Raw genomic sequence first — 10,956 nt, 5'->3', positions numbered from 1 at the left:
TCCGCGCAGGCACCTGTCGCTACCGCATGCTGATCGTCGCCGGCCCGCTTGGGCGCTGGGCCAGGCTCCAGCTCGTCTGGTACACGAGCCGGACCACCCTCTCCAGCTTCTCGTAGTTGATGCGCTCGGGGATATCGTCCTGGCGGTGGTAGTCCGGGTGCAGCCCCGTGTGATAGAAGAGCGCGGGGACGCCCACCTGCATGAATGGCCAGTGGTCGCTGCGGCGCAGGAGCTGGATCGGGTGGTTGTCGTAGCGGAAGCGCAGATCGAGTCCGATCTCCCCGTTCGCCCGCTGGACCTCGGACAGCAGGTCGTCGCTCCGGGTGGTCCCGAGGATGTTGATCGCGTTGTCGTTGGATTCGGAGGACTGGATGTCGAGCCCCCGGAAGCGGCGGCCGCCTCCCACGACGACCTCCTCGTTGCGCCCGATCATGTCCATGTTGAGGACGGCCACGGTCTGTTCGAGAGGCTGGAGCGGGTTCTCGGCGTAGGCCCACGCGCCCAGCAGTCCCTTCTCCTCGAAATCCCACGCCGCGAGCAGGACGGAGCGGCGGGGTCCGCGACCCATGCGCGCGGCCTCGACGTAGGCTTCCGCGATCTCGATCAGCGCCACGGTGCCGGAGCCGTCGTCGTCCGCGCCGTTGTAGATCACGCCGCCCTCGGCGCCGTCGTGGTCGAAGTGCGCGCAGATGATGACCCACTCGTCTTTCAGCTCGGGGTCCGAGCCTTCGATGAGGCCGACCACGTTACGGGCAGTATGGACCTCCCGTCGCACGTCCGCCGAGACCATCACCTCGAGACCGGGGAGGGAAACGGGTGCGGTGCCGCCCTCGGCCTCCGCGCCACGCGCCAACTCCGCCAGCGTGCGGCCGGTGCCCGCGACGAGGTTCTCCGCCAGCGCCGTCGAGATGCGGACAGCGGGGATCCGGATCCGGTTCAGGCGGCTCTCGAGCGTGTAGCGCCCCCCGCGGCGCGGGGTCTCCGGCCAGTATCCGGCGGCGTCGGCGGTGAAATTGCCGGGGTCGGGGTGGTTGTGGACGTCCGTCACCAGAAGGGCGGCGACCGCCCCGGCCTTCTGCGCGGCGGTGAGCTTCCGGTAGGCGGCGGAGGCCTCCGAAGTGACGAGGCCGTCGAAGGCGCTCTCGGGGTCCGTCTCTTCCGGTTCGTGATCGAGGATGAGCACGACCTTGCCTGCGACCCCGCCGCCGTAGTCATCGTGGCCCAGCTCAGGCGCGGAGATCCCGAAACCGGCGAACACGACCTGGCCCCCGGCCGCGCCGCTCCCGCTCTCGCGCAGGGGGTAGAACTCCTGGCCGCGCTCCTTCGAGATCCTGAGGCCATCGGCGTACTGGACGACGAGGCCGTTGTCTTCGCCGACCTCGGTCTGGACGACGTTGAAGTTGTGGTAGTACGACCCGCCCGGAGCGGCCGGCGTGAGCCCCAGCCGCTCGAAGCGCGACTTGATGAAGGCGCTCGCGAGGCGTCCTTCGGGCGAGCCGGCGAGGCGGCCCCGCATCTCGTCTCCCGCCAGGAAGAAGAGGTCCGCGCGGAGGTCGGCCGCCGCGATGGATTCGATGGCGGGGGCGGTTTCCCGTGCCGGCGTCCCGTCCTGGGCCCACGCGCTCGGCGGGAAGGAGAGGGTGATGAGGCACGCGACCGCGGCGGCGGGACGGACGGGGCTGAACATCGGGTACCTCCTGCCGTGAGAGCCGGCGTTGCAATCTGCGTCGGAACTGCCGGGGAAGGTGAGACAATTCAGATGGCCGCCGCCATAGACGGCGGTTACGTTGTGCCCGAAGCCGCTGACGCCGGCCGCCGGCGACGCGGTGATCTCGTGGCGGTTGAACCCTTGTGAGTGGATTTGGCTTGCGAGATATGAAATCGGTCCAGGCCGCGGGTCTTGGCCTCCTTCCGGGTCTTCTCGTCGGCGCCGCCGCGGGATTCCTGCTGTGGGGCGGCGACGCGCGGTCTCCGGGCGCGGATGGCGAGGCCGCGGACATCCTCGCGGGCATGGCCGAGCGGCACGACGAAGAGTTGGAGCGGCTCACACAGGTCGCGGACCAGTCGGCCCAGCTGCAGCGCGAACTCGCGCTGGCGCTCTTCTACCGTCTGCAGGAATTCCGGCGCTTCGGGCTTGAAGGCCAGATCGTGACCTGGGTCGTCCCCGGGGCTTCCGCCGAAGCGGGCACGAGTCCGCTCTCGGGTTCGCTCGCGGGCGCGATCCGCCTGCCCCAGTTGGCCGTCGACGCGGCGACGCGGCGCGAGTGGCGGGCCGTCTCGGAGCGGCTCGCTTCCATCGGCGCCGAGGTGGACCCCACTGTGCTCGCCGCCTTCGAAGCCGTCATGGAGTTCGCCGGGCGCCACCCCTGGCCCGAGGGTTCGGGCCTCGCGCCGGCCGGCGCCTCGCCGTGGACCGATCCCGCCACCGTGGAGAGTTGGCTCTCACTGAACCGCGCCCTCGTGGGCCGCGCGGATGCCATCCTCTCCGGCTTCTGAGGGACCTCCCCGCCTCGTGAGCCGACGAAATCTGCGCGCAATGACGACGCTGGCCGGTTTCGCCGCCTGCGGGCCGGCCGACTTCTCCGCCCCCGCACAGCCTGCGGAGTGGAGCGAGGTGCCCGGCGCGCGGTGGCGGGATCTCGCGGTGGAGGGAGGCGCTGCCGGGTTCACCGCAGTGCCTTTCTCCTGGTCCGGCGTGGACTTCGCCAACGGGCTTTTGGACGCGAGCTTCATCGAGAACCAGATGCGGGGGAACGGCGCCGGGGTCGCGACGGGAGACGTAAACGGGGACGGACGCCCCGACCTTTACCTGGCTCGGCTCGAGGGCCCCAACGCCCTGTACCTCAATCTCGGGGACTGGCGGTTCCGGGAGGCGGCCGCCGCAGGCGGAATGGCGGCCGCGGACCGGTTCTCGACCGGCGTGACGCTCGTCGATGTGGACGGCGACGAAGACCGCGATCTCATCCTCACTTCGATCGAGGGTCCGAAGTCCCTGTTCGTGAACGACGGAACGGGAAGCTTCACGGAGGTCGCCGGCGCGGGGTTGCTGGACTCGCCCGGGGGCATGTCCACCGCGTTGGCGGACATCGACGGCGACGGAGATCTGGATCTCTATCTCACCCGGTACAAGAGCCGCTCGGTCCTCGACCGCTTCACCCCGGAGGAGGTCGCCTTCCCCAATACGGTGCGGCGCACGGAGACGGGATTCGAAGTCGTGGAGCCCTTCACCGAGCACTACGACCTCTTCTGGCGGGCGGACGGCGTCGCCCGGCTCGAGCGGGGTGAGCCGGACGAACTCTACCTCAACGAACTGAACGAGGGCGGCGGAGCTTTCCGGCACGTCCCGTTCACCTCCGGCGCCTTCCTCGACGCGGACGGCAAGCCGCTGGCGGAGGCCCCGGCGGAGTGGGGGTTGGCGGCCCGCTTCGGAGATCTGGATGCGGACGGAGACCCCGACCTCTACGTGGCGAACGATCTCCACAGTCCTGATCGACTGTGGATCAACCGGGGAGATGGGACCTTCCGGCTGCCGGCTTCCCACGCGCTCCCGACCACGAGTGCGTCCTCGATGGCCGTGGACTTCTCCGACTTCGACAGGGACGGGGACGCCGACGTGTTCGTGCTCGACATGCTGGCCCGGGACTCGAGGTCGCGGAAGACACAGGATCCGGTGTCGAGGGTGGAGCAGACGCCGCCGGGCGAGGCCTCCCACGCCCAGCAGGTGAACCGGAACACCCTGCTCGCGAACCGCGGGGACGGGACGTGGGCGGAGATCGGGCGCCAGGCGGGGGTCGAGGCTTCCGGATGGTCGTGGTCGGCCCTGTTTCTGGACGTGGATCTGGACGGCTTCGAGGACCTCCTGATCCCGAACGGCCACATCCGGGATTTGATGGACGCGGACACGCAGATCCGGATCCGGGAGGCCGGCCTCTCCGGCCAGCGCGAGTCGACGCTCCTCTACCGTCCGCTCCCGCTGGCGAACGTGGCGTTCCGGAACCTGGCCGGTGCGGGGTTCGAGGAGGTGGGGCGCGAGTGGGGCGTGGCGCCCGAAGCGGATGTCTCGCACGGCGCGGCTCTGGCGGACCTGGACGGTGACGGGGATCTGGACGCGGTCATCAACCGCCTCGACCGACCGGCACTGCTGCTCCGAAACGACGCCTCCGCGCCCCGGCTGGCTGTCCGTCTCGTCGGGGCACCGCCCAATACGGCCGGGGTCGGGGCCACGGTGTGGCTGGAAACGCTCGGACTTCCGCGACAAACGAAGGAGATCGCGGCCGGGGGCGGATATCTCTCGGGGTCGGAGGAACTGGTCTCCTTCGCGATGGCCGAGGCGGCCGAAGGCACGCTCGGCGTGGACTGGCCCGGGGGCGGCCGGTCGGTCGTCCGCGTGGATGGCGCCGACCGGCTGTACGAAGTGTTCCAGACGGAGGCGTCCGTGGCGCCGGTCGCGGGGGAAGCCGGGTCGGCCGAGGCAGCCGGCGCGGCGCCGTGGTTCGAGTTGGACGAGAGCTTCGGCCCGCTCCACGACGAGCCGCCGTTCCCCGAGGTGACGCGGCAGCCGCTGCTCCCCCTGCGTTTGGCGCGCATGGGGCCGAGCGTCGCGTGGCACGACCTGGACGGCGACGGCGATCCCGACCTGCTGCTGGGCTCGGGGGCGGGCGCGCCCCCCGTGCTGTTCCGGAACGACGGCGGAGCGCTGGCCCGCGTGACGCTGGCCGGGCCGCGGGCGCCCGTGGACCAGACCGGGCTCGTGCCGCTGCCGGGCGAGAGCGTCGCGAGGGTGCTGCTGGGTCTGTCGAGCTACGAGGCTCCGCCCGCCGAAGTGACCGCCGTGCCCGGCGTGGTGTCGATCGAATGGCCCGCCGATGCCATGCGTGGCGTGGCCGTGACCCCGGTCAACCGCGGCGTGGTGCCGGGAGGCTCGGCGTCCGTGGGGGCCCTGGCGGTCGCCGACTATGACCTGGACGGGCGGCTGGATCTCTTCACGGGCGCGCGAGTCGTGCCCGGCGGATATCCGCTCTCCGGCCCCTCGCGGGTCTTCCGGGGCCGTCCGGGAGGCGGCTTCGAGGCGGACCGGCGAGACGCCGCCGTCTTCGAGCGCCTGGGCATGGTGACCGGGGCCGTGTTCACGGACTACGACATCGACGGGGATCCGGATCTCGCACTCTCCATCGACTGGGGCCCCGTCCGGCTGCTCCGGAACGACCGGGGGCGGTTCACGGAGGTGACCTCGGAGGTCGGGCTCGGGGAGCATGTCGGCCGCTGGAACGGGATCTCGACCGGCGACTTCGACGGGGACGGCCGGCCGGACCTCGTGGCCATCGCCTGGGGGGACAACACGGAATACCGCCCGACACCTGGGGCGCCGCTCGAACTCCACTTCGGAGACGTGGATCTGAACGGCACCCTGGACCTGATCGAGGCACAGCGCGACGACCGTCTCGGCGCGGTGGCGCCGCTGGCCTCGCTGGGCCGCCTCGCCGAACACATCCCGCCCGTCGCCGAGCGGATGCCGACCCGCGCCCTCTACGCGGAGGCGGATCTGGAGGAGGCGCTGGGCTCCCGGCCGGAGGGACGGCTGGAGGCGACGGAACTCCGGCACATGCTGTTCCTGAACCGAGGCGACGGCTTCGAGGCATTGCCGCTCCCGCGCGAGGCGCAGCGCGCGCCGTCCCTGGGGCTTCTCGTGGCCGATGCCAATGGGGACGGACGCGAGGACCTCTTCCTGTCCCAGAACTTCTACGCCACAGACGAGGACACGCCGCGCTACGACGCGGGCCGGGGGCTGTGGCTCGAGGGCGACGGGCACGGCGGCTTCCGTCCCGTGCCGGGGCAGGAGTCAGGGGTCGCCGCCTACGGGGACCAGCGGGGTGTTGCGTCGGCGGACATCGATAGCGACGGCCGCGTCGATTTCGTGCTGGGAATCAACGGCGGAGCGGCGCGCCTCTTCCGCGGCCGCGGCAACTCGCCGGGACTACGGGTCCGCGTTGCTGGAAGCGGAGAGAACCGCTACGGAATCGGGGCCGTCCTGCGCGTGGTGTACGCCGACGGGTTGGGCCCGGCCCGCGAGGTGAGGGCGGGGTCCGGGACGGGCTCGCACGACGACCCGGTGCAGATCATGGGCCTCTCGGGCGATCCGGTGGCCGTGGAGGTCCGGTGGCCGGGCGGCGCGGTCGAACGCGTCGAGATTCCCCCCGGCGCGCGCGAGGTCAGGATCGGCCCGCCGTGACGGGGCAATCGCTTAACGACTTGGCCTATCACCGGTGAAGCTCTGTTGTTGCGCGGTCTCGGGTCTTGGCGCATGCACGGTGATCTGTCCGACGGGCTGCCTACCAATGATCCGAGCATGGCTCGCGACATCGCAGTGCCATCCAAGTTGCCCGGACCGCGCCGGTTGAGGGGCGACACGTTATGCGGCGTCGGCGGGGAGGGGCCAGCGTCGAGTTGGACGCTGTCGGTCCTCATCGCAGCAATTCGACACCCTCTAGTCGCGCCGCCTTCCGATCGAAAGTATAGAGCGGCCGCGCTCCGGACCGCTCCGCCGCGGCAAGGATCATCAGATCCGAGAATCCCGGGCCACCCGCTTGGTAGCGAAAGGCGGCTCGGGCCACATCGTCCGCGGCCTCGATAACGAGATTCTGCGTCGCCACGAGTTCCTGCAGGATCGTCGCAATGCGTTCGCGGGAAACCCCGTAGGCCCGTTCCAAGACCCAGACGAGTTCGAGGACAACCTCGCGGCAGGCATAGCCTGGGCGTTCGGTCGTGAGCGATTCCAACAACGAGCGAGCGGACTCCGCCTGCCGCGGGTCGTCGCGCACCAGGTAGCGGGCGAGGACGTTGGTGTCGAGGGCGATCATTCCTCAGACGCTCCGTCGGCTACGGCTTGCTCCATTTCCTCCACGGTGACGGGTGGGCCATCGTGCTTCAGTACGCCGAACAGCCGATGAATAGGCCGTACGGGCAGTATGCGCACCTCGCCGTCAAGAACGATGTAACGCACGCGGTCACCGGCCTGTACGCCCAGGGTGTCCCGGACGGGCTTGGGGAGCGTGGTCTGTCCCTTTTTCGTTACCGCGGATTCGAGCATGGCCGCACCTCTATTTACCTTACGATACATCCACCTACCTTACATTGTGCAGTATTGCCTTGCTTGTCGCAACAAGGTAAGCGTTCCGCGCGACCAGTGCGTGCGCCTTCCCTTGAGCTTCTCGTGGCCGATGCCGACGGAGACGGACGGGAGGATCTGTTCCTGTCCCAGAACTTCTACGCCACGGACGAGGAAGCGCCGCGCTACGACGCGGGCCGCGGGCTGTGGCTGGAGGGGGACGGCCGCGGCGGATGCCGCCCGGTCTCGGGACAGAAGTCGGGGGTCGCCGCCTACGGAGACCAGCGCGGCGCGGCGGCCGCGGAACATCGATGGCGACGGCTGGCTCGATTTCGTGCTGGGGTTGAACGGCGGTGCGGCGCGCCTCTTCCGCGGGGCCGGGTCTACGGGTTCGCGTCGCTGGAACGGCGGAGAACCGCTACGAATCGGTGCCGTCCTGCGCGTGGTGTACGCCGATGGCCTCTTGAGGCCCCGCGCGCGAGGTCACGATCGGCCCGCCTTGGCGCGGTAACGCGATCACCTGAGGGCGTCCCTCAAAATGAGAGGAGCTGTTCCAGGGAATGGGGTTCGCGCAGCGCCTCGAATGGCGAATCCGTCCGCAAGGGGGATACGAGCTGTACCATGCCGTGTCCCCCGAGCGCGTTGTGCAGGACCAACAGCACACCTGCAACGGACTGGTCGCGCGAGAGATAGGCATGGACGCGCTCGGTGTCCCGCGTATCCCAGCCCAAGCCACCGACCTGCACCGCGACGTATAGCGGCGAGAACGTTTGGCGGATCTGTTTCGCCTTGCCGCGGAGCGCGTTCAGCACTCGGTCGGCTGTGTCGTCGCGGATCGCGGATGAGGGGAAGCTGCGGATGCCTCCTCGATGGCCCTCCGAGGCGTGGCGGATGCTGCTCACGAACAGCGTCCAATCCTCCGTTGGGTGTCGGTATACGGGCAATCCGTAGCCATTCTCATCCCAGTTTGGTCGCCGATCTTGCAACCCGTACAGGCCCCGTATGCCATGGATATCGAAATAGTGCGAGCGGATGCCGGCAGCACGAAAATGACTGATTGCGTCGTGTATCCCCGGCACCAGACGTTTGACGGACGGTGTGTCGCCCAGCTTGCCGCGCGATTCCAGCCCGATCCACAGGCCCAGGGGAGTCTCGCTGGTGTCGAAGTGTAGCCGAAGCCGCAGAATGACGTCCTCCTCGGCGTCGGTCTTCCCGGAATCGTAACCCCGGACATGGGTGGCCTCCACCTGGAAGCGTTCGCACAGGAAGTCGGCCCCACCCTCCGGGGCCTCGTAGCGTGGCTCCAGTCCCATGCGGTGCAGCATTCCGAACATCTGCATCTCGAACCGGGCACCCTCGAACTGTCCTCGGTGCTTGCTGCGAAGGCGGCCGCGCAACGCTTCTTGTCCCCGGGGCGGGAATAGCGCAAAGAGCATCTCCAGCTCCTCGCGGACACTCGCCGCGCGCTCGTGGGATTCGATCCACCGGAACGTGGTCTCGCCCGGACGGATGTAGGCGTCGTGGCCATCCGGGATCTGCTCTACGTCGCGAAATAGCATATGTGTCCCCACACTCTATTCGTGTCGTCGCGGATCGTTCAGCGTGGTCCGCTTGGCCCGCGTGCGACGCCGGAGTCTGTGAACCATGCCTGTCTCCTTGCAACTCCCGGGAAGCGGCACCGCCTGTTGAGGGAGAGAGATACGGCCCATTTATGTCAAAGTTATCTGGGTTTACCTCGATGAAGGACGATGTCGTTCGTCGCATGAGGCATGTCGGGGGGACGGAGACCACCCCCAATCGGAAGCCGGCGACGCGCGGCCCGTTTCAGCCGGAGGGCGTGATCATCGCCCGTGCGACGTACTGGACACCGAACGCGTCGGTGACGATGGCCCAGAACTTGTCGTCGCGCACTAAGGGCGGCAGGAAGGGCAGGGCATTGAGTGCCGTAGAGGTCGCCGTCCCGGCATAGGTCCCGTCCGCCGAGAAGACATCCCAGGTCGCCTCCTCGCCCGTCGAAGGGACGCGGACCCAGATATCGCCTTCCGCCGAGGTGAAGAGGTTGACGATGGAGGGCTTGACGTCGGGGATCTTCGACCAGTCGCGGTCGGTGTCGGCACCCTGCTCCCGGAGGCGTTCCCGGATCCCCTCGATCGCCGCGTCCCGCTCTTCGCGCGAGACGGGGATGTGAGGTTTCCGAATTTCCACGATCAGCGCCGTGTCCCCGGCGAGGTGCCGCCGCGCGATGCGGTAGCCGGCCGGGTCAGTCTCGTGAGCGCCGATCCAGACCGTCCCCTCGCGATCGTAGTACCGGACGCTTCGGGGATAGTAGGGGACACCCATGAAGCCGGAACGGCTCCCGTCGCGGGACTGCCAGGCGAAACTGGAGGGAGTGGCGTCTTCCCCCTGCTGTGCGGCCTCCCGGGCCGAGAGCCCCCTGCTTCCGTCGTCGGGCTGGGAGAACGACTCCACGAGTTCCATGTTCAGGTCGTAGATCTCAAAGCCCTGCGGGCGCAGGGTAGGACGCACGATCCTGCCATCCGCCGTCATGGTACCCTGCCAGATGTAGGCGTAGAAGGCGAAGTTGTGGCGGAAGGACTCCACGAACCCGGTCTCCGGATCGAACACCGACAGGCGGCCGTTGGCCGGGTCCGTGATCCAGAGGCGGCCGTGCGGATCGAGCATGAGCCCGTGGGCGCCGCGGAGTTCGCCGGGGCCTTCTCCCTCACCGCCGTAGGTGGCGCGATGCGAGCCGTCCTCCGCGAACACGCGGACTTCCTGCGCCTGCGAGTCCAGCACCGCGAATCCGCCATCGGGCAGCACGACCAGTCCCCTCAGTTCGCCGAAGACGTCGGGGCCGTCTCCGTCCGCGGATCCGACCCGAAGCTCTTCGATGAGCGTCCAGGTCGGCGTCGGATCGTCGGGAAGCGTGTTCGTGACGCGCTCGATGCCCGAGGGCAACGTCTCTCTGGTCGCGGCCCGGCCGATACTCGTGGGTCGCTGTTGCTCGCAGGCGGTCGCGACGAGCGTCAGGCCCGCGGTCGCGGCCGACACCAGCGCGTTCCGGATTCTTCTCGTTCTCCGTGCCGTTCCGGCCAATCCCCCGCTCCTCGGTGAGGGTCTCGGAAAGTATGACCGACGAGCCGCGTTTTGGTTCCCCGCGTGGGCCCGGGAAAGGCGGGTCAGGCGCTTGGGACGGGGGATCAGACGCCGAAGACGGGGCCGGCCAGTGCGCGCAGGTCCTGACGGTGCTGCGGATCAAGTTGGCGGAGATGCTGGCGGAGCTCGAGCGTTGCGTTTATCGCCCCCCGTACATGGCCGTCGGAAGACCAGGTGGTCCCGTTCAGCGCCGCGCTGAGCCAGTCTTTCACATCGGACCAGCGCCAGAACCTGTACCGGCTGCCGGGGTCATTCACCGGCGGCGGAAACCCGCCCGGTCCGCGGGCGCCGGTCACCCACAGCCGGACACACTCGCGGGACCGCCCGATACGCGCCGCGATCTCGGACATCGAGAGCAGATCCAGATCGTCGACCCGAACTACCCGGAGGCCTTCAACCGACTCGGCATGCAGGATCGCGGATAGAATCGCCGCGTCGAGCCTCGGCGCCTCGCGGGCAAAATCCATGACCTGGATTCCGTCCGTGGTGCCGATGGTCGCATCGTCGCAGCCCGCTTCGTAGAGGGCGTCGAAAACGTCCGGGTCGTTGATGTCCACTCCGTCGACGATCAACGTGAATCTGTGGGTCGTCATTGATCGACCTCTCCTGTCCTTCGATGAGTGCATCGGCGCACGGCCTGCAGGACGTCGCGGGCATGATCGCCGGGGTTCCGTGGCGTGGAAGCGATAGACCTC

At 68.8% G+C, this 10,956-nt stretch carries 8 protein-coding genes; 2 read left to right on the top strand and 6 right to left on the bottom strand.

Annotated features, from left to right (window positions below):
- Positions 1-19 precede the first annotated feature (19 nt).
- The gene (locus tag ACOQPP_RS08955) at positions 20-1,687 is read right to left on the bottom strand and encodes a M28 family peptidase (protein WP_419165255.1); all 1,668 of its coding nucleotides are present in this window, start codon (positions 1,685-1,687) and stop codon (positions 20-22) included.
- Between the two features lie 188 nt (positions 1,688-1,875).
- Between ACOQPP_RS08955 and ACOQPP_RS08950 the strand changes: the two genes are divergently transcribed.
- A complete protein-coding gene (locus ACOQPP_RS08950; protein WP_420636352.1) occupies positions 1,876-2,496 on the top strand; it encodes a hypothetical protein in 621 nt (206 codons plus the stop codon).
- A gap of 16 nt (positions 2,497-2,512) precedes the next feature.
- Positions 2,513-6,229: an FG-GAP-like repeat-containing protein gene (locus tag ACOQPP_RS08945; protein ID WP_419165253.1), complete on the top strand. Its 3,717-nt coding sequence runs from the start codon at positions 2,513-2,515 to the stop codon at positions 6,227-6,229.
- A 232-nt stretch (positions 6,230-6,461) separates the two neighbouring features.
- Here ACOQPP_RS08945 and ACOQPP_RS08940 read toward each other — a convergent pair whose 3' ends face one another.
- The 5 genes from ACOQPP_RS08940 to ACOQPP_RS08920 all read right to left on the bottom strand — a co-directional run bounded on the left by ACOQPP_RS08940 (position 6,462) and on the right by ACOQPP_RS08920 (position 10,854).
- On the bottom strand, positions 6,462-6,857 hold the full coding sequence (locus tag ACOQPP_RS08940) for a PIN domain-containing protein (RefSeq protein ID WP_420636351.1): 396 nt from the start codon (positions 6,855-6,857) through the stop codon (positions 6,462-6,464).
- Positions 6,854-7,087 carry an AbrB/MazE/SpoVT family DNA-binding domain-containing protein gene (locus ACOQPP_RS08935; protein WP_419161353.1) on the bottom strand — a complete coding sequence of 78 codons (234 nt, stop codon included), beginning with the start codon at positions 7,085-7,087 and terminating at the stop codon, positions 6,854-6,856. Before ACOQPP_RS08935 ends, ACOQPP_RS08940 begins: the two co-directional genes overlap by 4 nt.
- Before the next feature lie 551 nt (positions 7,088-7,638).
- A complete protein-coding gene (locus tag ACOQPP_RS08930) occupies positions 7,639-8,664 on the bottom strand; it encodes a hypothetical protein (RefSeq protein ID WP_420636350.1) in 1,026 nt (341 codons plus the stop codon).
- 265 nt (positions 8,665-8,929) lie between these two features.
- Positions 8,930-10,156 (bottom strand): hypothetical protein, encoded by a 1,227-nt coding sequence (locus ACOQPP_RS08925; protein WP_420636349.1) that lies wholly within the window; start codon positions 10,154-10,156, stop codon positions 8,930-8,932.
- A gap of 149 nt (positions 10,157-10,305) precedes the next feature.
- A complete protein-coding gene (locus tag ACOQPP_RS08920; protein ID WP_419166750.1) occupies positions 10,306-10,854 on the bottom strand; it encodes a helix-turn-helix transcriptional regulator in 549 nt (182 codons plus the stop codon).
- Between the last annotated feature and the right edge of the window lie 102 nt (positions 10,855-10,956).

The organism is Candidatus Palauibacter sp. (assembly GCF_965222475.1).
In the GTDB taxonomy this organism is placed as follows: Bacteria; Gemmatimonadota; Gemmatimonadetes; order Palauibacterales; family Palauibacteraceae; genus Palauibacter.
The sequence above is the reverse complement of the archived record's forward strand: the minus strand, read 5'-3'. Positions and strand labels throughout refer to the sequence as shown.